This is a genomic window from Actinacidiphila glaucinigra, from assembly GCF_035918135.1.
Lineage (GTDB): Bacteria > Actinomycetota > Actinomycetes > Streptomycetales > Streptomycetaceae > Actinacidiphila > Actinacidiphila glaucinigra.
On the sequence record NZ_CP109144.1, the window covers coordinates 6,165,974 to 6,190,105 of the forward strand.

18 protein-coding genes are annotated in these 24,132 nt (G+C 72.6%); 8 read left to right on the forward strand and 10 right to left on the reverse strand.

Annotated features, from left to right (window positions below):
* Positions 1-18: 18 nt before the first annotated feature.
* The 5 genes from OIE69_RS27760 to OIE69_RS27780 all read left to right on the forward strand — a co-directional run bounded on the left by OIE69_RS27760 (position 19) and on the right by OIE69_RS27780 (position 4,875).
* Complete coding sequence (locus OIE69_RS27760) at positions 19-216, forward strand: hypothetical protein (protein WP_326576607.1); 198 nt, start codon at positions 19-21, stop codon at positions 214-216.
* A complete protein-coding gene (locus OIE69_RS27765) occupies positions 182-1,270 on the forward strand; it encodes a serine hydrolase domain-containing protein (RefSeq protein WP_392567577.1) in 1,089 nt (362 codons plus the stop codon). Before OIE69_RS27760 ends, OIE69_RS27765 begins: the two co-directional genes overlap by 35 nt.
* Positions 1,271-1,523: 253 nt before the next feature.
* Positions 1,524-3,680 carry a SpoIIE family protein phosphatase gene (locus OIE69_RS27770; protein ID WP_326576609.1) on the forward strand — a complete coding sequence of 719 codons (2,157 nt, stop codon included), beginning with the start codon at positions 1,524-1,526 and terminating at the stop codon, positions 3,678-3,680.
* A 57-nt stretch (positions 3,681-3,737) separates the two neighbouring features.
* Positions 3,738-4,508: a CDP-alcohol phosphatidyltransferase family protein gene (locus OIE69_RS27775; RefSeq protein ID WP_326576611.1), complete on the forward strand. Its 771-nt coding sequence runs from the start codon at positions 3,738-3,740 to the stop codon at positions 4,506-4,508.
* A 142-nt stretch (positions 4,509-4,650) separates the two neighbouring features.
* The gene (locus OIE69_RS27780) at positions 4,651-4,875 is read left to right on the forward strand and encodes a class I tRNA ligase family protein (RefSeq protein WP_326576613.1); all 225 of its coding nucleotides are present in this window, start codon (positions 4,651-4,653) and stop codon (positions 4,873-4,875) included.
* Between the two features lie 368 nt (positions 4,876-5,243).
* Here the strand turns inward: OIE69_RS27780 and OIE69_RS27785 are convergent, their stop codons facing one another.
* Genes OIE69_RS27785 through OIE69_RS27795 form a run of 3 tightly spaced genes read right to left on the reverse strand, consistent with a single transcriptional unit; the run spans position 5,244 to position 9,552 of the window.
* Complete coding sequence (locus OIE69_RS27785; protein WP_326576615.1) at positions 5,244-6,503, reverse strand: MATE family efflux transporter; 1,260 nt, start codon at positions 6,501-6,503, stop codon at positions 5,244-5,246.
* Positions 6,500-8,242 (reverse strand): tyrosine-protein kinase domain-containing protein, encoded by a 1,743-nt coding sequence (locus OIE69_RS27790; RefSeq protein ID WP_326576617.1) that lies wholly within the window; start codon positions 8,240-8,242, stop codon positions 6,500-6,502. Before OIE69_RS27790 ends, OIE69_RS27785 begins: the two co-directional genes overlap by 4 nt.
* Positions 8,243-8,265: 23 nt before the next feature.
* Complete coding sequence (locus tag OIE69_RS27795; RefSeq protein WP_326576619.1) at positions 8,266-9,552, reverse strand: glycosyltransferase family 4 protein; 1,287 nt, start codon at positions 9,550-9,552, stop codon at positions 8,266-8,268.
* 135 nt (positions 9,553-9,687) lie between these two features.
* Here OIE69_RS27795 and OIE69_RS27800 point away from each other — a divergent pair, with 135 nt between their 5' ends.
* A complete protein-coding gene (locus OIE69_RS27800) occupies positions 9,688-10,134 on the forward strand; it encodes an adenylyltransferase/cytidyltransferase family protein (protein ID WP_089221715.1) in 447 nt (148 codons plus the stop codon).
* A gap of 22 nt (positions 10,135-10,156) precedes the next feature.
* Here OIE69_RS27800 and OIE69_RS27805 read toward each other — a convergent pair whose 3' ends face one another.
* Complete coding sequence (locus tag OIE69_RS27805) at positions 10,157-11,689, reverse strand: hypothetical protein (protein ID WP_326576621.1); 1,533 nt, start codon at positions 11,687-11,689, stop codon at positions 10,157-10,159.
* Positions 11,690-11,818: 129 nt separating this feature from the next.
* Between OIE69_RS27805 and OIE69_RS27810 the strand changes: the two genes are divergently transcribed.
* Together OIE69_RS27810 and OIE69_RS27815 are read left to right on the forward strand one after the other, a co-directional pair.
* Entirely contained in the window at positions 11,819-12,364 is a 546-nt protein-coding gene (locus OIE69_RS27810; RefSeq protein WP_326576622.1) for a WcaF family extracellular polysaccharide biosynthesis acetyltransferase, read from the forward strand.
* A 13-nt stretch (positions 12,365-12,377) separates the two neighbouring features.
* Complete coding sequence (locus OIE69_RS27815) at positions 12,378-13,541, forward strand: glycosyltransferase (protein WP_326576624.1); 1,164 nt, start codon at positions 12,378-12,380, stop codon at positions 13,539-13,541.
* Here the strand turns inward: OIE69_RS27815 and OIE69_RS27820 are convergent.
* From OIE69_RS27820 to gmd, 6 genes are all read right to left on the reverse strand, one after another.
* Complete coding sequence (locus tag OIE69_RS27820) at positions 13,486-14,325, reverse strand: glycosyltransferase family 2 protein (protein WP_326576626.1); 840 nt, start codon at positions 14,323-14,325, stop codon at positions 13,486-13,488. The genes OIE69_RS27815 and OIE69_RS27820 overlap by 56 nt on opposite strands.
* The gene (locus OIE69_RS27825; RefSeq protein ID WP_326576627.1) at positions 14,322-15,008 is read right to left on the reverse strand and encodes a hypothetical protein; all 687 of its coding nucleotides are present in this window, start codon (positions 15,006-15,008) and stop codon (positions 14,322-14,324) included. Before OIE69_RS27825 ends, OIE69_RS27820 begins: the two co-directional genes overlap by 4 nt.
* The gene (locus tag OIE69_RS27830; RefSeq protein ID WP_326576628.1) at positions 15,005-17,233 is read right to left on the reverse strand and encodes a LamG-like jellyroll fold domain-containing protein; all 2,229 of its coding nucleotides are present in this window, start codon (positions 17,231-17,233) and stop codon (positions 15,005-15,007) included. The genes OIE69_RS27825 and OIE69_RS27830 overlap by 4 nt, the downstream gene beginning before the upstream one ends.
* Before the next feature lie 109 nt (positions 17,234-17,342).
* On the reverse strand, positions 17,343-20,078 hold the full coding sequence (locus OIE69_RS27835) for a LamG-like jellyroll fold domain-containing protein (protein ID WP_326576629.1): 2,736 nt from the start codon (positions 20,076-20,078) through the stop codon (positions 17,343-17,345).
* Between the two features lie 128 nt (positions 20,079-20,206).
* Positions 20,207-22,915, reverse strand: a complete 2,709-nt coding sequence (locus tag OIE69_RS27840; protein WP_326576630.1) for a CBM96 family carbohydrate-binding protein — start codon at positions 22,913-22,915, stop codon at positions 20,207-20,209.
* Positions 22,916-23,098: 183 nt separating this feature from the next.
* Positions 23,099-24,112: a GDP-mannose 4,6-dehydratase gene (gene gmd, locus OIE69_RS27845; RefSeq protein ID WP_326576631.1), complete on the reverse strand. Its 1,014-nt coding sequence runs from the start codon at positions 24,110-24,112 to the stop codon at positions 23,099-23,101.
* Between the last annotated feature and the right edge of the window lie 20 nt (positions 24,113-24,132).

The following is a 24,132-nucleotide window of genomic DNA, read 5'->3' on the forward strand; positions in this document are numbered from 1 at the left end:
CCGACTCAGGAGGCAGCGATGTCCGAGCCGATCGACGAGAGCAAGTGGGCCTGGAAGACCGCAGACAGCTGCCTGCACACCGGGTCCGAACACATGATCGATCCGGAGGACCTGGTCATGGCCTCCGGCCGCGAGCCGACGCCGGCCCTCATCGAGAAGGCCCGCAAGTTGCTGGAGGAGCATGGCGCCGCAGCTGTCGAGAGGTACCTCCCGTGAGGCGGAGCTGCGCGGCGACGAGCTGAGCCGGCTCGTCACGGACGTCACCCCATATCTGGAGCCCGTGCCCCCTTCCGCGTTCCCCTGGTGCGCGGGGGCGGTGGTCCTCGCGGGCCGCGGCGGCACGGTCGCCGTCCACGAGGCGGTGGGCTGGGCGGAGCGCTACGCCTCCTACGACGAGAACGCCGACCGCGGTGTCGAGCTGCCGCGTGACCGGTGGGTGCCGATGCGGCCGGACACCGTCTTCGACCTGGCGTCGCTGACCAAGCTCTTCACGGCCGTCGTCGCGGTGGGGCGGCTGGAACTCGGCCGGGAGGTCGCGGCCTACGTGCCCGAGTTCGCCGCCGCGGGCAAGCAGCGCATCACCGTGGGGCAGCTGCTCGACCACACCTCGGGGCTCCGTCCCGAGCTGCCCTTCCACGACCACTCCGACGCCGAGTCCCGGGCGAGGCTGCTCTGGGAGGAGGCCCCGGTCGTGGCGCCGGGCACGGAGCGGATCTACTCCGACCTCAACCTCATCGCGCTCCAGCACGTCCTGGAGCGGACCACCGGCGAGGCCCTCGACGCCCTCGTGCGGGAGGACGTCACCGACCCGTTCGGGATGTACGACACCCGCTACAACCCACCCGCCTCATGGATCCCGCGGATCGCCGCCACCGAGGACCAGCGCAGGCCCTGGGCCCGGCTCGACCGCGGCCCGCTCCGCGGAACCGTCCACGACGAGAACGCCCACGTCATGGGCGGGGTCGCCGGTCACGCGGGCCTGTTCTCGACCGCCTGGGACCTCGCCCTGTTCTGCCGCGCGCTGCTCGACCGCGGCGGCCCCTACCCGGGCTTCGAGGTGGACCGGCCCTGGTTCATGGGCGCCCTCGCGGGGCGCGGCGCGGCCGGCCACACCGGGTTCACCGGCACCAGCCTGGTGATCGACCCCGCCACCGACGGCTTCCTGGTGCTGCTCACGAACTCGGTGCACCCCTGCCGTTCGTGGCGCGACGGGAGCGCGCCCCGGGCGGCGGCGGGTACCCGGTTCGCCAGGGCGCTCGGCGTTGCGTGAGTTTGGTGGGGTGTATGGGGTGGCTGGGGCGTGCGGGGCCGCAGGGGCGCGGCGTGCACGGCGGGCGGCGGACTCGGGCGCCCGAAAGGTGAACAATGCTGTTCATCGGGTAGTTTGGCAGCTGACGTGGGGTGGGGAAACTTCCCGGCAGCCGCGTCGGCCGGCCCCCACGGCGGAGCGGAGGCGCAGGAGGCGATGGTCCCCGAGGTCAGGACACGACCGGGCCCGGCAACGGCCGGAGGGCGGTGAGGGCATGGCGCCGGAGCTCGCCGGTCTCGTCGCCGCGGACCTCGGTCCGGCGCTGCTGGACTCCCCGCTGAGCCAGGTGGTGCGCGACACGGGCGCCTCCATGGGCCTGATCTACCTGATGACCCCCGAGCAGGACCTGCTGCGGCTGACCGTGGCCGTCGGCGTCTCCCGCAAGATCGACACCATCTGGGGACGGGTGGTGCCAAGCGCCTCCAGCCCCGTCGCCGACGCGGTCCGCGAACGTCGCCTGGTGCTGCTGGACGGCCACGAGGACACCGCCCGGGCGTACCCCAGGCTCGCCCTGGTCCTGCCGTACGACTTCCCGCTCGCCGCGGCCCCGATCACCAGCGGCCCCACCACCTGGGGCGCGCTCTGCCTGGTGTGGCCGGGCGGGCACCACGGGCACCCCGGGCGGATCACCCGGCGCAACCGCGAGGCGTACCGCGGGGCCTGCGACCGCATGGGGCGGCTGCTGCGCAGGGCCGCCGAGGACGGCAGGCCCGTGCTGCCCCCCGACGAGCCGCGGGTGCTGCCCGCGCTGCGCACCCGCACCCACGGCCCCGACGAGGCGATGGCCGCGGCCGACCTCGCCGAACGGCTCCCGGAGGGCTCCTTCGCCCTGGACCTGGAGGGCCGGATCACCTTCGTCACGCAGACCGCCGCCGCGCTGCTCGGGGCCCAGGTGCCCGACCTCCTGGGCACCGAACCCTGGGAGCTGCTGCCCTGGCTGGACGACCCGGTCTTCGAGGACCGCTTCCGCGGCGCGATGATCAGCCGCCGTCCCGGCACGGCCACGGCACTGCGCCCACCGGACCGCTGGCTCACCTTCGAGTTCCACCCGGACGGCACCGGTGTGAGCGTCCGCGTCAGCCCCGCCCCGACACCCGAGGCCGCGGAGACGCCCGCGGCGCAGCTCCCCGCGGGCCCCACGCCGGACCGCGCCATCGCCCTCTACCACCTGCTGCACATGGCCGCCACGCTCACCGAGGCCGTGGGCACCCAGGACGTCATCGACCTGGTCGTCGAGCAGATGCTGTCGGTCTTCGGCGTGCAGGCCGTGGCGCTGATGACGGCCGAGGAGGGGCGGCTGCGGGTCATCGGGCACCGGGGTTACCACGAGGACTTCATGGAGTCCGTCGACGCCCTGCCGATGGACGTCGACAACCCGGCCGTGCGCACCCTCAAGACCGGCGTCCCGGGCTTCTTCGCCAACGTCGACGAGCTGCTGCGGATCTACCCGGACACGGTCGTCCGGGACCGCAAGGCCGCCTGGGCGTTCCTGCCCCTGATCACCTCGGGCCGGCCCGTCGGTTCCATGGCCCTCGCCTACGACCGCCCGCACCCCTTCTCCTCGGGCGAGCGCAGCGTGCTCATCTCGATCGCCGGACTGGTCGCGCAGGCCCTGGACCGGGCGCGGCTGTACGACGCCGAGCACAGCCTCGCCATCAGCCTGCAGGCGCGGCTGCTGCCCCGGGTCCTGCCGGACGTCCCCGGCCTGGAGGTGGCCGCCCGCTACATGCCGGCCACCCGCGGCATCGACATCGGCGGCGACTTCTACGACGTGATCCGGCTCGACACGACCACGTGCGCCGTGACGATCGGCGACGTCCAGGGTCACAATGTCAACGCCGCCGCGCTCATGGGTGAGGTCCGCACCGCCGTCCGAGCCGTCGCGGGCGCCTCCCCGAGCGAGGTGCTGACCCGTTCCAACCGGCTGCTCGTCGACCTCGACCCCGGCCTGCTCGCCAGCTGCCTCTACGCCCAGCTGGACCTGGAACGGCACACCGCCTGCATCGCGACCGCCGGCCACCCGCCGCCGGTCCTGCGGCATCCGGACGGGACCACCGAGGTGCTGCAGCTGCCGCCCGGCCCGCTGCTGGGCGTGGACCGCGACGCCCGCTACCCGACGACGGAGATCGCGCTGCCGCCCGGCGCGGTGCTCGCGCTGTACACCGACGGTCTGGTGGAGACCCCGGGCGTCGACCTCGACGCTTCCGCCGCCGACCTGGCGGCCCAGGTCGTCCGGGCCGGCCCGGACGCCTCGATGGACGCCCTGGCCGACAGCCTCCTCGGGCACGCCCAGCGGTCCGGCCCGCGCAACGACGACATCGCCCTGCTGCTCACCCACGTGACGGGACCGGCGGCCCGGCCGCCGGTGTGACGACCCCTCAGGAGGCCGACCGGCCCCCCACGCGGGGTCACGTCCTGCCATGATGTGATGCGCACGAATGTCGCATTGCTGGGGGATCACGTGACGCTGACCATCGGTGGCGCGCTGCGCGAGCTGCGCACGGCCCAGAAGTCCGCCAAGGGCGTGTCGCTGTACTCGCGCCACATCAACCGCCCGGCCGGCCGGGTGCTCGCCGCCGGCGCCTACCGGGCACGGCTGACGCCCAACCAGGTCACCCTGGTCAGCGCCGCCTTCAGCCTGGGCGCGGTGCTGGCTCTGGCGCTGGCCCGGCCCTCCTGGCCGCTGGCCCTGGCCGTGTACCTCGGGCTCGTCGTCGGCTTCGCCTTCGACTCCGCGGACGGTCAGCTCGCCCGGCTGCTGGGGCGGGGCAGCCCGGCGGGGGAGTGGCTGGACCACGTGGTCGACGCCGGGAAGATCACCGCGATCCACGCGGCCGTCCTGATCTCCTTCCACCGCTTCTTCGACCTGCCCTCCGAGGGCTGGCTGCTGCTGCCGCTCGGCTTCCAGTTCGTCGCCGTGATGATCTTCAGCGGCGGCCTGCTGGCGGACAAGCTCAAGCCGAAGCCCCCCGCGTCCGCGCAGGCGGGCACGGCCGCCGCGCCGTCACGGCTGCGCGCCGTCGCGCTGCTGCCCGTCGACTACGGGGTGTTCTGCCTGGTCTTCCTCACCCTCGGGGCGCCGAGGGTCTTCCTCGCCGCGTACGCCGCGCTGTTCGCCGTGCACGCGCTCTTCCTCGTCGCCTTCCTCGCGAAATGGTTCCGCGAACTGAGCGCGCCCGCTGCCGGCATCGAGGCCTGATCGCGAACCCGCACCACCGGCAGATGACGGCCCCCGCCCGGGCCGCTGACACCGGACGCGTCCGCGTCTTCCGAGTCCCCCTGCCGGGGCCTCGATCCTTTTGCGCATCGGAGCCCCGCCCCCGCCCCTCCCGGAAATTCCGATGACCGCACCCCAGACGTCCCGTTTCTATGTGACCACCACCATTCCGAACGTCAACGCCCGCCCCCACCTGGGCTTCGCGCTCGAACCGGTACAGGCGGACGTACTCGCCCGGCAGCACCGCAGGCGCGGCGAACCGGTGCGCTTCCTCAGCGGCACGGACGACAACTCGCTGAAGAACGTGCCGGCCGCGGAGGCCGAGGGCATTCCCGTCAGGTGGTGGTGAGACCAGCCAGGTAGGGCGGGGCCGGCGGAGATCGGGCCCGCTTTCGCCGAACATGTCGTGAACCAGAGCCCGATCTCCCGCAGACCTCTCAACAGCGCCCCGAAGCAACCGCGGACACCGGTCACGGCGGGCGCGCCGACCACCCACCGAAGGCGTGGAAGCGGCCATCCGCGCCCGCGGACGGCAACGAGACCCACCCACCGGAGACGCAACCCGCTACGGAGCCTGAACGCCCGCCGCCCACCCACCCGCACAGCGGCGACAGCCCGACGCCCCCGCACTCCCGTCCGCAGCCCGCGATCAGTGCGACCGAAGGGAGCCGGACGAAACCCGCCACCCACCCACCGGCCCCACGCCCCCGCGGTGCGCTACGCGGGGGCGGGTTCGGCGCGGGTTTCGGGGCCGTCCGCCGGGGCGGACTCGCGGCGGAGGACGGCGACGCGGGCCCAGAGGACCAGCGCCTTGAGGGACGAGCCGAGGGCCAGGCCCCAGGCGGCGCCGAGGACGCCGCCGAGGGCGTAGCCGCCGATCATGAAGCCGACCGAGGCGAGGGAGAAGACCACCTGGATGGGCAGGGTGGCCTTCGGGCGCAGGACGCGCAGGGTGAGCAGGGCGCTGGTGCCGGCGGCGATCGCGGCGTACTGCGTGCCCGTGGCGGGCAGCAGGCGGGACGCCGCCGACCAGGTCTCGCCGAGCAGTTCACGGCCGGCGCGGTCCGGCAGGGCCATGAGGACGGCCGTCCAGCCGGCGGCGACGCCCGCGAGGACGGCGGCGAGGACGGCGGTGGCCCGGACCTGGCCGCGCATGCCCGGGACGCGGCCCAGCAGCGGGGGCCCGAACGCGGTGGCGGAGTTGAAGAGCACGTTCATCGGGCCGAAGAGCGTCGTCGTACCGCGCAGCGAGCCCACCGCCAACTGGCTGGCGAAGACACCGAGTCCGACCACCGCGAGCTGGCTGGAGGCGTTGCCCACGCCGTACTCGACGACGAAGCGCCGCCCGAGGTGGCCGCGGCGCACGAAGCGCCGCAGGTCGGCCCTGGTGCCGCGCAGCCTGGGGGCCAACAGGGCCGCGCCGACGAGCAGCGCGGGCACCGCGGACAGACCCCACACCGCCACCAGCCGCGCCGGGCCCGTGCCGTGCGGCTGCAGCGCGAGCGCGGGGAGCGCGACGGCCAGCCGCAGCACGTCGCTGGTGAGGGCGAGATGCGGCAGCCGCAGGGTCGAGAAGCAGTAGCGCAGCCCGTCCTGGGTGAGCACCAGCGGCAGCACCATGCCGAGCACCGCCAGCGCCCAGGCCGTCTCGCCGGGGACGAAGGCGAGCACCGCCGCCATGGCTCCCCCGGCCACCGCGGAGGCCACGGCCACGAAGGACGCCGCCGAGCGGCAGGCCGCGGCCACCGACGCCGCCTCGCCCCGTTCCAGCACCAGGGCCTGCCCGACGTACGACACACTCACGCCCAGCAGCACGGAGAAGACCGTGTAGACCATCGAGAAGACCGAGAACCCGGCGGCGCTGGACAGCCGGGCGGCGACCACGAGCACCAGGATGTTCGTGAGCGCCGCCACGCCCTGGTCGAGCACGGAGCAGACGATCGCGGTCTTCGCGCCCGGCGCCGGGCGCACCGTCACCGCGTCACCGTGCGCAGCGGGATGGTGTCGGTGGTCGGCGCCGGGGTGTCGTCACCGGAGGCGAGGGAGGTCCTGGCCGTGGAGGCTGTGGAGGCCGTCGTGACCGTGACGCCGCCCTCCGGGGAGGACGCGGTCCCGGCGGCCGGGACGGCGGCCTCGGACCGAGCCGCGGCGGCGTTCCGCTTGCGCGCCGCCCTGCGGGCCCGCCGGGCCCACCAGCCGCGCCCGGGCGAGGTGTGCAGGACGGCGCCGAGCACGGTGCTGCCCGCGCCGCTGATCAGCTGGCGCACCCGGTCGAGGTCGGCGCGGTGGACCGCGTGCGGGTCGGCGACGACCAGGACGCCGTCGATGCGGTCGGCCAGCGCGAGCGCGTCGGCGTACGTGAGGACCGCGGGGGCCAGCACGATCACCGCGGCGCCCGGGGCGTCCGCCTCCGCGAACAGCCGGCTCGCCGCCGACGAGGTGAGCGCCCGCGCCACGTTGCGCACGCGGCGCCCCGGCACGAGGTCGAAGGAGCCGGACTCGCCCGCGTCGATGGGCACCTGGAGACCGGCCGGCCAGCCGCCCTCGCTGAGGTGCGGGGAGCGGGCCCAGCCGGGCCGGGAGCCGTCCGCCGCGCGCAGCCGCGCCGACAGCCCGGGGGTGCGCAGGTCGGCCTCGATCAGCAGCACCTCCATGCCCATCTCGGCGAACGACGCGGACAGGTTGACGGCGACCGAGGCCGCCGTGTCGCCCCCGCCGCGCGGGGCGACCACGAGCAGCCGGCGGTGCTCGGCGAACCGCTGGTCGTACGCGAGCCGGAACGCGACCGAGCGGAACTCCTCGGCCAGCCGGGAGTCGGCGTGGTCGACGGCGAGCAGCGGCCCGCCCTTGCTGCGCGGCAGGGTGCCCAGCACGGGTGCGCGCAGCGCCCGCACCACGTCGCCCTCGGAGCGCGCGGTCGGGTCGAAGACCAGCCGCACCCAGGCGGCCAGCAGCCCGATGGCGACGCCGACGAGCGCGCCGAGGCCCAGCATCATGGGCAGCCCGGGGCCGGAGGCCGCCGCCGGCGGGGAGGCGACCCGGATCCACTTGCCGGGCGTGGTGTCGAGGGTCTGCAACCTGGTGATGTTGGTGCTGAGTTCGGAGATGCGGCCGACGAGGGTGGCCTGCACGGTGGTGGCCGCGTCGAGGGTCGGTCCCTCGCCCAGCCGCAGGATCTGCTCGTCGAGTTCCTTGCGCTGCTTGACCACCGGGTCGAGCTGCTTGCGCAGGTTGTGGACGGTGTTCTTGATGGTGTTCTCGGTGGCCTCCCGGCGCGCGTCCATGAACGCCTGGGCGAGCGCGTTGGCGCGGCGGGCCGCCTGGCCCGGGTCGGTGTAGGTGTACGCGAAGCGCAGCACCAGCGTGTTGGGCGGGTTGGTGACCTGGAGGTCGGACTGGAGCGCGGAGACGGAACGCTCCGTCAGGTGCAGCTTCTTGGCGGCGCGCTTGGCGATCTCGTTGCTCATCGCCGTCTGCCGCTCGGTGCCTATGTTGATCGCCTTGTCGGGCGCCGTGCCGCCGGCCGCGAACTCGTCGACGGTGGCCGCCCGCAGCACGACCTCACTGGTCGCCACGTAGGTGTCCTTGCCGGAGACGGCCAGGTATCCGCCGCCGAGCAGCCCGATCAGCACGCCGGCCACCAGCAGCGCGCGGTAGCGGACGAGCTGACGGAACTGGTCCCGCAGGAGGTCCGGTTCGTCGTGGGCCTCGGACATCTGCGATGCGTGCGGTTGATCACTCACGTGCGTGGAACCCCCCATACGTCCGATCCCTCAGGATCGACAGCTTCTGCGGCCGTGTCCAGTGCCTCCGAGAGGAGCGCACTGATCCGTGACAATCCGGCCTCACGACTCAGGTGCGCCGCCACGTACGCGGGCCCCCGGCCCCCGAGTTCGGCGGCGGCCCCCGGGTCCTGGGCGAGGGCGCGCACGGCCTTCAGGAACGCCCCTGGGTCCTCCGGTTCCACCAGCAGCCCGGCCTCGGAGCGCAGCACCTCCTGGGCGGTACCGCCCTCCGCGGCGACGGAGGCGACCACCGGCCGCCCGGCGGCGAAGTAGGAGGTGAGCTTGGACGGGATGCTCATGTCCAGCACCGAGGCGCGCTGGGTGACCGCCAGGACGTCGGCGGCGGCCAGTACGTCGGGGAAGTCGGCGTCGTCGGCGGGCGGGGCGAACTCCAGGTTCGGCACGTCCACCGCGAGGTCCCGCAGGTGTTCGCGCTGGTTGCCGTCGCCCATCAGGACGATGCGCACCGAGGGGTCGAGACGGGCCGCCTCGACCAGCACCTCCAGGCCCTGCTTGAGCCCCATGTTGCCGGAGTGCAGCACGACCGTCTGCTCCGGACCCCAGCCCAGCCGGGCCCTGGTCTCCTCGCGCGGCCGCGAAGGGCGGGCCACATGGGACCAGTTGGGGACCAGCCGGATGCGTCCGCGGTCCACGCCCATCGCGGCGACCTTGTCCACGAAGCTCTCGTGGATCACCCCGACCAGCGTGGCCCGCTTCAGCGCGTACGCCTCCACGGCCGCGGCGGCAGCCGCCGCCCGGTCGCCGCCGCGGATGCCGCTCTGCGCGGCGGCGGCGCCCATCAGGTCCTGCACGATCGGCACGTACGGCACCTTGTGCCGGGCGGCGATGCGCGCGCCGATCACACCGCCGGCCAGGCTCGGCATCTGCGCCACCACCGCGTCGGGCCGGACGCGGGGCGCCGCGACCAGCCCGTGGGCGAGGATCGAGGCCTCGAACAGGGCCCGCTTGAGCGCCGTCTGACGTGGCGGCACGGTGTGCCGCCGACGGTGCACGCGCACCCCGGCACGCCGCTCCTCGATCCGCCACACGCCCTTGTACGCCGGGTCGAGCCGCCACGACGGGTAGTGCGGCATCCCGGCGAGCACGTGCACCTCGGCGCCGCCGCCGTCCGCGGCCGCCCAGTGCTCGGCGATCTGCGTGGCGTACGGGCCTATGCCCGCGTGCTCGGGCGCGTAGTTGGTGGAGACGAGTAGCAGAGTGCGGCCCTTGAACTCGGGCACGGAAGGACCCCTTCCCCCCAGAAGTGACCAGATGCTCACCTTATCCGTTCACCAGAGAAACACACTGGCTTCACGCTAATGTCTGAGACTCCGCAACTCGCGGAACGGTTGTATTCCTGTGGGGGGATTCGCAACATGGCGCACCGTGTGGGGTATGCACCTGGTGTCTACGACCTGTTCCACGTCGGCCACCTGAACATCCTGCGGCACGCCCGCAGCCAGTGCGACTACCTGGTGGCCGGAGTGGTCTCCGACGAGATGGCCGCCCTCGCCAAGGGGCGCAAGCCGGTCGTCCCGCTCATCGAACGGCTGGAGATCGTCCGCAGCGTGCGCTTCGTCGACGCGGCGTTCGTCGAGACCGTCCCGGACAAACTGGAGACCTGGGAGCAGGTCCGGTTCGACGTCATCTTCAAGGGCGACGACTGGCGCGGCACCGAGAAGGGGGCCAGGCTCGAACGGGACTTCGCCACGGTCGGCGTCGAGGTCGTCTACTTCCCCTACACGGTGCATACCTCCAGTACGCAACTGCGCCGCGCGCTCGACGCGCTGACGGCCCCGGCGGCGGGCGCGGCCGGGCGCTGACCCCCGGCCCGGCGCGGCCCGCTCAGCGCAGTTGCCTGCGCTCGTCGGAGCGCAGGGTCGTGACGAGGGCGAAGCAGATCAGGGCGACCCCGATGCGGCCCGAGGCCTGGAGCAGCGGGCCGCGCAGGAGGATGAAGGAGTAGCCCGCGACGAGCGGGATGACGATCGCCATCACATTGCCCGGACGCGGGTCCACCGAGGTGCGCAGGGCGTAGCGGCGGTCACCCCGGGCGGCGAGGTAGCCGAGGGCGACGAAGCCCACGACGACGCCGCCGGCGCCGAAGTCGATCCAGACCTCCGCCCACATGGGGGAGGAGAGGTTGACGTTCTTCATCCCCATCCACTGGCCGATCATGACGCCCGTGTCGCGGGGCTTGCCCTGCCAGACCGACCGAGGCACGAAGAAGAACACGGAGCCCGCGAGCTGGCGGCCGTAGAAGTGGCCGGGGCCGGTGTCCGAGAAGGTGATCGTGTTGGCGAACATCCCGACCTGGTCGTAGTCCTTGATCGCCAGCGGCTCGAAGACGGACGTGGTCTGCACCGGCTTGTAGCCGCCGTCGTCGTAGCGGAAGCGGTCGGCGAACGGGAAGACGACCAGGGCGGCCAGCACGCCCAGCGCCAGGGCCGTCCGGTACATCGTCGGGCTCTTGGGGAAGGCGGTGAACAGGAACGAGAAGAGCACCGTCAGGAACCAGTAACGCGGGTTGCTGATCGGGTTGTTGACCACCCCGTTGAGCAGCAGCAGCGCACCCCAGGTGGCGATCACCAGCGGCCGCCGGCGGGCCCGTCGCGAGGTCACCAGCCAGCGGGTGAAGACGAGCAGCGCCAGCAGCGCCGGGACGGTGCCGAAGCCGCGCAGCAAGGCGGAGCCGACGTTGGACTCCGCGGAGGCGGCGCCGTCGGCCCGGATCGTGTCGGTGATGGCCTGACGGCTGCTGAAGAACACGGCCGGACCGCCCAGTTTGACCACCAGCAGGGCGCTGCCGACGAACGCGATCGCCGCCAGCAGGAACACCCGCCTGCGGTGGAACGAGGCGGAGCGGTCCTTGCGCCGGGCGCGGCGGATCGGGCGGTGCCGCGACAGCAGGGCGCCGACGTCGAAGGCCGCACAGCCGATCAGCACCAGCGCCACCGCGACCAGCAGGTCGGCGCGGGTGCCGACGACCGGCGTAGGCGTCTGGTCGAGGACGTTCTGCACGAGCGGGGCGACACCCATCGCCACGTACACGAAGAGCCAGAACGAGCCCTGGATCAGCTTGCGGTGGGCCGTCAGCGCCATGACCGCCAGCCGCGTGCCGGAATAGCAGGTGAGCACCATCTGCAGCCAGAAGACGCCGTCGCGCACGCCCGGACCCGGCTGCACCGCGACCACCGCGGGCAGGAACAGGCCCAGGCCCAGGATCAGTGGTACGGCCAGCGCGCGGGAGAGCAGCGCCCGCGGCGAGACCGCCGGGACCTCGACGTCCCCCGCCGCAGGACCGGCCGGACCGGCCGGGCCCCCCGGCCCCCGCGGCGGGATTCCGCGCGGCTGGATTTCGTGTGCCTGAACGGCCATGCAACAGCCCCCCAACGATTCCCCTCGCGCAGTCTATAGATCCGGCCTCCCCGGAAGCGTGTCCACGGATAATCTGTGCGAACGGTGCCGGGGAGGGCACACGGGACGGGGGTTCTTGGGGGTGCGTCCGTGACGGCACGTGATCTGTCGGCCTTCACACTGGCCGGGTACGACAAGGGACGGGGCAAGGCCGTCCAGGCGCTGTGGTTCGCGGTGATGAACACCGTGTTCTCCGCCTGGTTCTGCCCGGCCCGGCTGCGGGTGGCGATCCTGCGGGCCTTCGGCGCCACGATCGGCGAGGGGGTGCTCATCCGGCACCGCGTCCGGGTGCTGTGGCCCTGGAAGCTGACCGTCGGCGACCGGACCTGGATCGGCGAGGGCGCCTGGCTGCTCAACCTGGAGCCCGTCACCATCGGCGCCGACGTCTGCGTCTCCCAGGAGGCGCTGCTGTGCACCGGCAGCCACGACCACCGCACCGTCGACTTCCGCTACCGCAACGCGCCGATCACCGTGGAGGACGGCGCCTGGGTCGCCGCCCGCGCCGTCGTGCTCGCCGGGGTGACCGTCGGCCGCCACGCCGTCGTCGGCGCCGGCACCGTCCTGTCGAAGGACCTGCCCGAACTCACCCTGCACACCGCCGACGGCACCCGGACGCTCAAGGAGCCCCAGTCGTGAAGGAGCCCCAGCCGTGAAGGTGCTGCACGTCGTCACCCTGCACACGCCCACCAACGCCTTCGGCGGCCCGACCCGGGTCGCCCTCAACCTCGCCCGGGGGCTGCGCGGCCGCGGCGTCGACGCCGAACTGGTCACCCTGGGCGACGGCTTCCCAGAGGGGGCGCTGCCGGACGAGGTGGAGGGCGTGCCCGCACGGATCTTCCGCGCCCGGCACGTGCTGCCGCGCTTCGAGGTCTCCGGGATCACCTCGCCGTCCCTGCTGGCCGGCGCGCGGCGGCTGGTGCGCTCGGCGGACGTCGTCCACGTCCACCTGATGCGCGACCTGATCACCCTGCCGGTCGCCGTGGCCGCGCTGCAGTGCGGGCGGCCGCTGGTGCTGCAGACCCACGGGATGGTCGACCCCAGCGACAAGCCGCTGGCCAAGGTGCTCGACGCGCTCGCCACCAAGCGGTTGCTGCGCCGCGCCGACGCCGTGCTGCATCTGACCGAGTGGGAGCGCACCGACCTGGAGGCGGTCGTGGGCGAGGGCAACCTGGCCAGGCCCGTACGGCTGCCCAACGGCACCGCGCTGCACCAGCCGAGGGTCCGCAGCGGCCCGCCCACCGTGCTCTACCTGGCCCGCTTCCAGACCCGCAAGCGCCCCAAGGCGTTCGCCGAGGCGATCCCCGAGGTGCTGAGGCACTACCCGGACGCGCGTTTCGTCCTCGCGGGGCCGGACTCCGGGGAACTGGCCGGCACCTTGGAGACCGTGCGCACGCTGGGCGTCGAGAAGTCCGTGCGGCACGTCGGCCCGCTCAGCCACGCCGAGGCGCTGGAGGCCTTCCGCGCCGCCGACGTCTACGTCCTGCCGTCCGTGGACGAGCCGTTCGCGATGTCGCTGCTGGAGTCGATGTCGGTGGGCACGCCCGTCGTCGTACGCGAGTCCAACGGACTCGCCCCGGACATCGAGCGGTCCGGCGCCGGCCGGGTCGTGCGGCGCCCCGAGGACGTCGGGAAGGCGGTCCTGGAACTCCTCGACGACGAGGCGAACCAGACGGCCTCGCAGGCCGCCTGGCGCCTCATCCGGGACGAGCTGTCGCTCGACGCCGTCCTCGACGTCCTCCAGGGCGTCTACGAGACGGCTACGAGGGAACGTTCTCCCGCGTCTTCACCCCGATCTGCCAGCGGTAGAAGCTGAGCGCGAGGGCGTAGTCGAAGCCGGCGCGGCCGTCGAGGAAGCCGCGCCGGGCGAGGTAGGTGTAGCCGAAGAACAGCAGCGGCTTGAAGGGCACCTTCTGGAAGATCCGTCCCTGCCGGGTCTTCAGCCCCCGCACCTGCTCCTTGGCGCCCGGGTGGTGCTCCAGCCAGGCCTCCCAGTCCGAGTAGCGGTTGTGCCGCTCGAACCAGGTGCGCACCGGGTCCAGGTCGCGGTGCTCGATCCGGCCCCTGAGCTGCCCCACCGGCCCGTCCGCGCGCGGCTGGTAGTGGCCCTCCTGCTCGCCCATACCGGGTGCGCCCAGGTCGTCGACCTCCGGGTACGACACCCGGGTGCGGTCCAGCAGGGACCGTTTGACCACCGTGTAGCCGCGCCGCAGCGGCCGCCCGGCGAACCAGTACAGCAGCGGGATGTCGAAGGCCGCGGGCAGGACGGGCTGCCGCGCGAAGACCTCGCGGAGTTCGTCGATCAGCTCCGGCGTGGGCACCTCGTCCCCGTCCAGGAACAGCAGCCAGGGGATGTCCGGGTGGACGTTGTCCAGGCACCACTGCTTCTTCTTGGGGTACTTGCCGTCCCAGGTGTACGGGACGACCTGGGCGCCCAGCGACTCGGCGATGGCGCGGGTGTCGTCGGTGCTGTCCGAGTCGACGACCACCACCGCCTCGAAGTGGCCGATGACCGATCCGACCGTGGCGGCGATGTTCTCCGCCTCGTTCTTGGTCGGGATCGCCACCACGACCGGGAGCCTGCTCTCGAGTTCCGTCATCGGCCCTCCCGTGCCCAGGCGAAGCAGCCGCGCGAGTCGAAGGTCTTCGTGCCCGCGGTGATGGTGACCTTGTGGGCCGTGCCGGTCTTCGTCCCGGCCGTCCATGTGCAGTCCTTGGTGGGGGTCAGGGCGCGGTAGGTGCCGGGCACGACGACGCTGCCCGCCTTCGCCTTGGCTCCCACGGTGTAGGAGCCGTCGGCGAAGCCCGTCCCGGCGGCGGCGAGGACGTCCTCCTGGTCCGGGCACAGATGGGTGACGGCGCCCTTGGCGCCGCCGATCTGCCCCGTGATGATGCCGCCGATCGCGGCGTCCTTGTCGACCTCGGCGACGCGGGCGATGCGGTCGCAGGTCTCCTGGCCCAGCTGCAGGACCGCCGCGGGATCGGTGCCCTTGGGTACCCGCCCCGACAGGTAGTCCTTCTCCTTCTTGGTGAAGGAGCCGGTGACCGGGGTCAGTTCGTCCTTGGGGACCTTGGGCCCGCTGGGGACCGCGTCGGAGGCGGGGTCGGTGGGCGTGGCCGGCTCGTCCGGGACCGGCGCCGACGTGGCGGCGGTCGGCGCGGGCGTGTCCCCGGCCGCGGTGTCCTTGCCGTCCGAACCGCTGGAGCAGCCGGTGAGCAGCACCGCCGCCGCCGTCACGAGGACGGCGGCGGCGGTGGCGACCCGGCGGGGCGGGTGGGTCATCCGTTCTTCCCCAGGTTGTAGTGCTGGGCGATCTGCGAGGCGGACAGCACGCTCGGGTAGACCGCGGTCTCGTCGATGGAGCCGGCGAAGTAGTTGCTCGACGGGCGGCTGGTCCAGCCCGACAGGTTGTCGCCGCCGACGTGCCAGTAGCCCACGTAGTCGTTGCCACCGGTGATCAGGAAGTTCGACGCCTGCAGCGAGCCGTCGACGTAGAGCCGCATCCCGTTGGACCCCTGGGTGGCGACGACGTGGTGCCACTCGCCGTCGTTGTAGGCCCCGGAGGTGGTGATGGTGCGGTTGCTGCCGCTGCGCACGCCGAAGATCAGCCGGCCGGCGTTGGTCATGTAGACGTGCTTGTCGGTGGTGGCGCTCGCCTCGGTGGTCCGGTCGCCGAAGCCGACGATCTTGCCGCCGGTGGTGGTCGTCGTCCGGAACCAGGTCTCGATGCTGTACGAGTTCGGCCGGTTGCGCTTGGCGTCGCTGTACGACCACTGCGTGGTGCCGTTGTAGGTGACGGCGGTGCTGCCGTTGCCGGCGATCGCGCCGGGGCTGACGCCGCGGGTCGGGCCGCCGACGTGGTTGCCGCCGTCGTCGGCGGGCGAGTTGTCGGCGACGAAGGTGTTGGCGGTCTCGTTGTAGCGCCAGTACAGCGTCGCGCCGTCCGTGAGGACCTGCGTCGGGTACGCCTCGGGCGTGGTCGCCGCGGTGACGGTCTGGGTGGGCGACTTGACGGTGGTGTTGGTGCCGTCGCTCGCCGTGACCCGGTAGGTGTAGGTGGCGCCGGCGGTCACGTCGGTGTCCGTCCAGGTCAGCTGCGGCCGCACCCACGGCAGCGAGGAGGCCGTGGTGGTGTACACGGGCGTGGCGGCGCCGTTCTTGTACACGCGGTAGGTCAGCGAGCTGTCGTCCAGGTCCAGGCTGGTCTGGATGCGGACCTTGACCGAGCCGGGGGTGACGCTGGAGGCGTTGACGTTCGGAGTGGTCGGCACGCCGGTGTCCGGCCCCGAGGAGAAGCGGGTCAGGCCCTGCTGGGCCACGCCGTTGACGGTGGTGAACTCCCCGCCGACCCACATGTAGTCGGTGCCGCCGGACGAGGAGACGGCCATGACGCGCGGGCCGATGCCCTCGCCCAGGCCGTCGTTGGTGTCGGGGAACCAGCCCAGCTTCGCGGGGTTGTCGACGGACTCCGCGAGCAGGTGCTTGCGCCGCTGGTTCGGGTACTCGTTCATGGTGCTGCAGTCGTGCGCGTGGGAGCCGCTGTACAGCACGGACTTGTAGACCTCGACGGACTGGGTGGCGCCGAGGCAGGTGTCGCGCCAGCGCTGGTTGAAGTCGCTGAGGTTGAGCGCGATGCGGCCGTCGAAGACGCCGCCGCCGGTGCCCTCGTTGCCCGTGTAGACGCCGGTCGCGTCGGTCGTGATGTCCTTGACGACGGACGTCGACGGGATGAAGGAGGACCCGTAGCCCTTCACCACGGCGCCGGTCGTCGCGTCGACCACGGCCAGGGCGTGCGAGGACGTGCCGTTGACGCGGTCGAAGTCGCCGCCGAGGACGACGTTCGCCCCGTTCGGGGTGATCTCCAGGGCACGGCCCGGCGCGTCGCCGTTGGCGGTGAAGGAGGTGGCGTCGCCGGAGGTGGTGACGGCGGCGAAGTTGTCGTGCGGCTGGCCGTCGACGGAGCTGAAGTCGCCGCCCAGGTAGACGGTGTCGGCGGTGGCGGCCAGCGCGCGGACGGTGGCGTTGACCGCGACCGCGAAGTCCGTCCTGACGGTGCAGGTGGCGATGTCGATCGCGGCGAGGCTGCTGACCGGGGTCCCGTTGACGGCGCCGAAGAAGCCGCCCGCGTACAGCGTCGCCCCGTCCGGTGACACGGCGAGCGCCCGCACGGTCGCCGTGCCGGAGCCGACGGTGAAGGACAGCCTGCAGTCCGTGGGCGCGCCGGTGGCCGCGTCGAAGGCGGCGAAGTTGACCGCCTCGCGCTCGTTCGGTCCGCCCGCCGCCTCCGCGGACGGGCGGACCGAGGAGAAGGTGCCGCCGGTGAAGACGGTGCCGTTCGCCTGCGCCATGGCGAAGACGATGCCGTTGGTCTGCCAGGTCGGCAGGCTGTCGGCCGTCATCGCCACCGGCGGCGTCAGTGCCACCGCCGGCTGCGGCGCCATCGCCCCCGCCGCCAGGGACCCCGCCGCCATGGTCAAGGCGGCGGAGATGGATCTGAGCTTGCGCATGTGCCCCCCAAGGCCCCAATGCCCCCGAGCGTGCCACTTGGCCGCCCGTGCACCGCAGGGTATGGGTTGACATACGGCTGATGGACGGTGTTTGAAGAAAATGTGAGCACTAAGGTGCGCCGAATGTCAGTACGAGTACGGGGTGGTTGCCCGCCCCCGCCGCCTCGCTCGACCACAGCCACAGCGCGTCGGTGCCCGCGCTGGTCAGCGCGAGGTCGTAGGAGCCGCCCAGGGCCCCCGCCAGCGCACCGGCGTCCAGCGCCGTCTCGTAGCCGCTCTGCGCCGCGGTGGCCCCGGTGAGCGTGCCGAGCACCGTGGAGGAGAGCGCGGGCCGGCCCGTGTACGTCACGCCGGTCTCGCTCCAGCTCCCGGTGACCGGCACGACGCTCTGACTGTCGGCCGATCCGGCACTGGCCTCGGAGCTGGTGCGCACCCGCAGCCGCGCGCTCTTCAGCACCGTGCCGGCGGGTGCGGCGGGCAGCGAGAAGCGCAGGTAGGTCAGGTACGCCGAGCTGCCGCGCACCGCGAGCGAGCCCGAGGTGCCGTAGTTGGCGGACGGGGCACCCGCGTTGACGTACGCGTCCTCGGCCGCCTCGACCGTGACCTCGGACTCGGGGGGAGTGCCGCCGCCCCCGGTGCCCAGCGAGTGGTGGTCGGCGACCTGGGCGGCGGTCAGCGCCGACGGGTACACGGCCGTCTCGTCCAGCTGCCCGGCGAAGTAGTTGCTGCTGGGGCGGTTGGGCCAGCTGCTGAGGTTGTCGCCGCCGACCCTCCAGAAGCCGGAGTAGTTCTGGCTGGTGGTGGTGGGGTCGGTGCCGACGAGGGCGCCGTCCACGTACAGCCGCATGCCGCCGCTGCCCTGGGTGGCGACGACGTGGTGCCAGCCGCCGTCGTTGTGGGTGCCCGTGGTGGTGATGGTGCGGTTGCTGCCGCTGCGCACCCCGAAGGCCAGGCGCCCGTTGTTGGTCATGTAGACGTGCTTGTCGAAGCTGCCGCTCAGGTTGTCGTCGACGTTGCGGTCGCCGAAGCCGACGAGCTTGCCGCCTGCCGTGGTCGTGGTCCGGAACCAGGTCTCGATGCTGTACGCGGCGGGGCGGGCGTGGCGGGCGTCGCTGTAGGCGTAGTCGTTGGTGCCGTTGAAGCCCATGGCGGTGCTTCCGGCCACGGCGCCCGGGGTCTGCCGGTACAGCGGCCCGTTGAGGTAGACCGCGTTGTCGTCGCCGGGGGAGGAGTCGGCGCCGAACTGGCCGGACGCCTCGTCGTAGCGCCAGTACAGGGTGGCACCGTCGGCGAGCACCCGGGCCGGGTAGGCCTGGGTCGCCGACGCGGCGGTCACCGACTGGGCCGGGGACAGGGCACTGGTGTTGGTGCCGTCGCTCGCGGTGACCCGGTACGAGTAGGTGGTGCCCGCGGTGACGGACGTGTCGGTGAAGGTCAGCTGCGGGCGCGCCCACGGCAGGGAGGACCCGGTGGCGGTGTGGATCGGCGTGGCCGAGCCGTTGCGGTAGACGCGGTAGGTCAGCGGGCCGTCGTCCAGGTCGAGGCTGGTCCGCCAGCGCACGGTGACCTGGCCCGGCCGGATGCTCGCCACGTTCACCTCGGGCACGCTCGGCGCCCCGGTGTCCGGGCCGGAGGCGAAGCGGGTCAGGCCCTGCTGGGCCGCCCCGGCGACCGTGGTGAACTCGCCCCCAACCCACAGGTAGTCGGTGCCCCCGGAGGAGACCACGGTCATCACCCGCGGGCCGAGCCCCTCGCCGATGCCGTCGTTCGTGTCGGGGAACCACGGCAGCAGCTTCGGGTCGTCGACCGACTGCGCCAGCAGGTGCTTGCGCCGCTGGTTGGGGAAGCCGCCCATGCTGCTGCAGTCGTGGGCGTGCGAACCGCTGTACAGGACGGTCCTGTAGACCTCGACGGACTGCGTGGCGCCCAGGCAGTTGTCCCGCCAGCGCTGTCCGAAGTCACTGGTGTTCAGGGCGATACGGCCGTCGAAGACGCCGCCGCCGGTGCCCTCGTTGGCGGTGAAGACCGCCGTGGCGTCCGCGGTGAGGTCCTTGGTCACCGAGGTGGCCGGGAGGAAGCCCACCGGGTAGGCCCTGGTCAGGGCGCCGGTGTCGGTGTCGACCACGGCCAGGGCGTGCGAGCCGGTGCCGCCGACGGTGTCGAAGTCGCCGCCGAGCACCGCGTGCGCGCCGTCCGGGCTCAGCTGGACGGCCCGGCCCGGCTTGTCGGCGTTCGGGTTCCACGCGCGCAGCGCGCCACCGGTGGACAGCGCCGCGAACCGCGGCCGGGACTGGCCCGCGACCGAGGTGAAGTCACCGCCGACGAAGACGGTGTCGTCGCTGACGTCGATCGCCCGCACCGTCGCCGAGAACGAGGGCCGGAAGGAGGCGACCGGCGTGCAGCTCGCGATGTCGATCGCGGCGAGGCTGCTGACGGCCACTCCGTTGACGGCGTTGAACCAGCCGCCCGCGTAGAGCGTCCGCCCGTCCGGCGAGACCTCCAGGGCGCGCACGGTCGCGGTGCCCGAGCCGATGGTGAAGGAGAGCCGGCAGCCCGCGGGAGCTCCGGTGGCGGCGTTGAAGGCCGCGAAGTTGACGGCGGACTGCGTGGTGCCGCCGGACCCGGAGGACCTGACGGTGGAGAACGTCCCGCCCGCGAAGACCGTGCCCCCCTGGTGGGCCATCGCCCACACCACGCCGTTGGTCTGCCAGGTCGGCAGCGGATCCGCGGTGATGGCCACGGGCGGTGTGAGCGCCCCGGCGGTCGGCGCCGCCACCACCCCCGCGCCGGCCAGTGAGGCCGCCGTCAGAACCAGTGCAGCGGACAGTCTTCCCCAAGTGCGCATGAGCCCCCCAGCCCTCGCCGCCCCCGGCGGTGCGGGAACGGACCGCCTGCCACGGCAGCGTACGCCGTGACGGGCGGCCCGGAGGAGACCCCGGCGGGCACTTTCGGCCGGGGTCTCCGGATTGCCTGTTACGAACCGAAGGTGAGCACCAGCCGCGGTCCGTTCGCCTGGGACGCGGCCTGCCGTGACCAGAGCCACATCGCGTCCGTTCCGGTGCTGGTCAGCGCCAGGGCGTACGAGCCGCCCAGCGCGCCCGTGAGCTGGGAGATGTCCAGCGGCACGGTGTACGACGTCGAGATCGTCGTCGCGCCGCCGAGCGTGCCCAGCACGGTCGGGGACAGCGCCGGCCGGCTGTTGTACGCGACCCCGGTCTCCGCCCACGCGCCCGTGACGGGCACGACGGAGACGGTGTCATTGGTGCCCGCCGTCGGGTCGCTGCTGGTCATGACCCGCAGCACGGCGCTCTTCAGGGTCTGGCCGGCCGGGGCCGGCGGCAGGCTGAAGCGCAGGTACGTCAGGTAGGCCGAGCTGCCGCGGACGGCCAGCGAGCCCGAGGTGCCGTAGTTGGCCGACGGGGCCCCGGCGTTGACGTAGGTGTCCTCGCCCGGGGTGAGCGTGGTGACGGTGTCGGCCGGGGCGCTGGCCAGGGCGAAGTGGTTGGCGGCCTGGGCGGCCGTCAGCACGGACGGGTAGACGGCGGTCTCGTCGATCTGCCCGCTGAAGTAGCCGCTGGACGGCTGGTCCGGCCAGCCGTTGAGGTTGTCGCCGCCCGCCCGCCAGTAACCGGTGTAGTTCTCGTTGGAGGTCTGCGGGTTGCTGCCGACGAGGGTGCCGTCGACGTACATCTTCATGCCGTCGGCGCCCTGGGTGGCCACCACGTGGTGCCAGGCGCCGTTGTTGTAGGCGGCGCTGCTCGTGACGGTGTTGGTGGCGCCGGTGTAGACGCCGAAGACCAGCCGGCCGTCGTTGGTCATGTAGACGTGCTTGTCGTACTGGCTGCTGGTGTCCGTGGTGGCGTTGCCGAAGCCGACGATCTTGCCGCCCGAGGTCGTGGTCGTCCTGAACCACGACTCCACGCTGAAGGCGGCCGGGCGCGGGTGGCTGCGATCGCTGTAGACCCACTGGTTCGAGCCGTTGAAGCCGACCGCCGTGCTGGAACCGCTGACCGCCCCCGGGCTCTGGCGGTAGGACGGGCCGCCGACGTAGTCGCCGTTGTCGTCCCCGGGGGAGGCGTCGGCGGCGAAGGTGCCGCCGCTCTCGTCGTAGCGCCAGTACAGGTTGGCGCCGTCGGAGAGCACCGCCGCGGCGTAGCTGTTGCTGCCGGAGGCCACGGTGGCCGTGGCCGTCGAGGAGAGCGGGCTGGTGTTGGTGCCGTCGCTCGCGCTGACCCGGTAGCTGTGGGTCGAGCCCACGGTCAGCCCGGTGTCGGTGAAGCTGAGCTGCGGCCGCACCCACGGCAGCGAGTTGCCGGCGGTGGTGTACACCGGGGTGGACGAGCCGTCCCGGTAGACCCTGTACGTCAGCGCGCTGTCGTCGTCGTCCAGGCTCGCCTGCCAGCTCACCTTGACCTGGCCGGCCGCCAGGCTCGCCGCGCTCGCCTCGGGAGTCGTCGGGTTGCCGGTGTCGGGACCGTTGGAGAAGCGGGTCAGGCCCTGCTGCGGGGCGCCCTGGACGGTGGTGAACTCGCCGCCGACCCAGAGGTAGTCCTTGGCGCCCGCGGAGGACACGGACATCACTCGCGGGCCGATGCTCTCACCGAGGCCGTCGTTGGTGTCCGGGAACCAGCCGAGCAGCTTCGGGTCGTCCACCGACTGCGCCAGCAGATGCTTGCGCCGCTGGTTCGGGAAGGCGCCCATGCTGCTGCAGTCGTGCGCGTGCGAACCGCTGTACAGCACCGTCCGGTAGACGGCGAGCGACTGCGTCGCGCCGAGGCAGGTGTCGCGCCAGCGCTGGTCGAAGTCGCTCAGGTCGAAGGCGGTGCGGCCGTCGAAGACGCCGCCACCGGTGCCCTCGTTGGCCACGTACAGGCCCGTCGCGTCGTCCGTGATGTCCTTGACCATCGAGGTGGCCGGGAAGAATCCCACCGGGTACGCCTTCGTCAGCGCGCCGGTGCCGGTGTCGACGACCGCCAGGGCGTGCGAGTCGGCGCCGCCGACGGTGTCGAAGTCACCGCCGATCATCACGTGGGAGCCGTCCCGGGCGGCCTGGACGGCCCGCCCCGGCTCGTCGCCCTGCGGGTCCCAGGCCTTCAGCGCCCCCGCGGTGGTCAGCGCCGCGAAGTACCGCCGGGACTGGCCGGCGACGGTGGTGAAGTCACCGCCCATGTAGACGGTGTCCGCGGTCACGTCCAGTGCCCGTACGGTCGCGGAGATCCCCGGGTGGAAGGAGGCGACCGGGGTGCACGTCGCGATGTCGATGGCGGCCAGGCTGTTGACCTGGACGCCGTTGACGGAGCTGAAGTATCCACCCGCGTAGAGGGTGTCGCCGTCCGGCGAGACGGCCAGGGCGCGCACGGTGGCCGTGCTGCCCGGGCCGATCGTGAACGACAGGTGGCAGTCGGTCGGTGCGCCGGTCGCGGCGTCGAACGCCGCGAAGTTCACCGCCGACTGCTCGTTGGTGCCCGCTGCGCTGCCGGGCGGACGGACGGTGGAGAAGGTCCCGCCGGCGAAGACGACCCCCTCCGACTGGGCCATCGCCCAGACGATGCCGTTGGTCTGCCAGGTCGGGAGTTCGTCCGCGGTGATCGCCACCGGCGGGGTGAGCGCGGTCGCGGCCGGAGCCGCGGCCACCCCCATCCCCGCCAGAGCCCCCGCCACCAGTGTCCCGGCGGCGGTCATCGCCCCAAGTCTTCGCATGTGCCCCCCAAGGCCTCACTCGTGCACAAGCGGCCCATTCGCCCGCCTGTGGACGGCAGCGTAGGGGGCTGTGAAGCTCCTCGCGTGAAAGTTTGACGAAATTGTGTTCACTCTTGGCTCGGCCGGGCGTTGCCGGGACTTAACTCCGTTTCCCCCGGCGGGTGTTCAGCGGTCGATGCGCACGGTCACGCCGGCGAGCTGGTCCTCGACCTGCTTGCGGTCGGCGTCGACCATGATCCGGGCCAGCTCGTCGACCCGCACCGAGGGCTTCCAGCCGAGCAGTTCCTCCGCCTTGCTCGCGTCGCCGATCAGGGCGTCGACCTCGCTGGGGCGCTCGTACTTGGGGTCGTAGCGGACGTACTCCGCCCAGTCGAGGTCCACGTGTGCGAAGGCGGTCTCCACGAACTGCCGTACGGTGGCGGCCTCGCCGGTGGCGACCACGTAGTCGTCCGGCACGTCGCGCTGGAGCATCCGCCACATCGCGTCGACGTACTCGGGTGCGTAGCCCCAGTCCCGTACGGCGTCGAGGTTGCCCAGGTAGAGCCGGTCCTGCAGGCCGGCCTTGATGCGGGCGACGGCACGGGTGATCTTGCGGGTCACGAAGGTCTCGCCGCGGCGCGGGGACTCGTGGTTGAAGAGGATGCCGTTGACCGCGAACATGTCGTACGCCTCGCGGTAGTTGACCGTCGCCCAGTAGCCGTAGACCTTTGCGCAGCCGTACGGGCTGCGGGGGTGGAAGGGCGTCCGCTCGTTCTGCGGCGGCGGGGTGGCGCCGAACATCTCGGAGGAGGAGGCCTGGTAGATCCGGGTCGCCACGCCGCTGGCCCGCACCGCCTCCAGAAGCCGCATCGAGCCGAGGCCGGTGACGTCACCGGTGTAGAGCGGGGCGTCGAAGGACACGCGGACATGGGACTGGGCGCCCAGGTTGTAGACCTCGTCGGGCCGCAGGTCGCGCAGGAGGTTCACCAGGGCCACACCGTCGGAGAGGTCGGCGTGGTGGAGCACGAAGGAGCGGTTCGCCTCCTGCGGCCCCTGGTAGATGTGGTCGATCCGCTCGGTGTTGAAGCTGGACGACCGTCTGACGAGGCCGTGCACGGTGTACCCCTTGCCCAGCAGCAGCTCCGCCAGATAGGAGCCGTCCTGGCCGGTCACACCGGTGATCAGGGCGCTCTTGCCCATGCGATCTCCCCCCTTGGGTC

What these genes read in the sequence shown, in the direction of transcription:
- OIE69_RS27790 (WP_326576617.1), bottom strand. Translation starts at nt 8,242, where the DNA reads ATGTCCGAGGCCCACGACGAACCGGACCTCCTGCGGGACCAGTTCCGT.
- OIE69_RS27830 (WP_326576628.1), bottom strand. Translation starts at nt 17,233, where the DNA reads ATGCGCAAGCTCAGATCCATCTCCGCCGCCTTGACCATGGCGGCGGGG.
- OIE69_RS27770 (WP_326576609.1), top strand. Translation starts at nt 1,524, where the DNA reads ATGGCGCCGGAGCTCGCCGGTCTCGTCGCCGCGGACCTCGGTCCGGCG.
- OIE69_RS27840 (WP_326576630.1), bottom strand. Translation starts at nt 22,915, where the DNA reads ATGACCGCCGCCGGGACACTGGTGGCGGGGGCTCTGGCGGGGATGGGG.
- OIE69_RS27760 (WP_326576607.1), top strand. Translation starts at nt 19, where the DNA reads ATGTCCGAGCCGATCGACGAGAGCAAGTGGGCCTGGAAGACCGCAGAC.
- OIE69_RS27800 (WP_089221715.1), top strand. Translation starts at nt 9,688, where the DNA reads ATGGCGCACCGTGTGGGGTATGCACCTGGTGTCTACGACCTGTTCCAC.
- OIE69_RS27805 (WP_326576621.1), bottom strand. Translation starts at nt 11,689, where the DNA reads ATGGCCGTTCAGGCACACGAAATCCAGCCGCGCGGAATCCCGCCGCGG.
- OIE69_RS27820 (WP_326576626.1), bottom strand. Translation starts at nt 14,325, where the DNA reads ATGACGGAACTCGAGAGCAGGCTCCCGGTCGTGGTGGCGATCCCGACC.
- OIE69_RS27775 (WP_326576611.1), top strand. Translation starts at nt 3,738, where the DNA reads ATGCGCACGAATGTCGCATTGCTGGGGGATCACGTGACGCTGACCATC.
- gmd (WP_326576631.1), bottom strand. Translation starts at nt 24,112, where the DNA reads ATGGGCAAGAGCGCCCTGATCACCGGTGTGACCGGCCAGGACGGCTCC.
- OIE69_RS27780 (WP_326576613.1), top strand. Translation starts at nt 4,651, where the DNA reads ATGACCGCACCCCAGACGTCCCGTTTCTATGTGACCACCACCATTCCG.
- OIE69_RS27765 (WP_392567577.1), top strand. Translation starts at nt 182, where the DNA reads ATGGCGCCGCAGCTGTCGAGAGGTACCTCCCGTGAGGCGGAGCTGCGC.
- OIE69_RS27835 (WP_326576629.1), bottom strand. Translation starts at nt 20,078, where the DNA reads ATGCGCACTTGGGGAAGACTGTCCGCTGCACTGGTTCTGACGGCGGCC.
- OIE69_RS27825 (WP_326576627.1), bottom strand. Translation starts at nt 15,008, where the DNA reads ATGACCCACCCGCCCCGCCGGGTCGCCACCGCCGCCGCCGTCCTCGTG.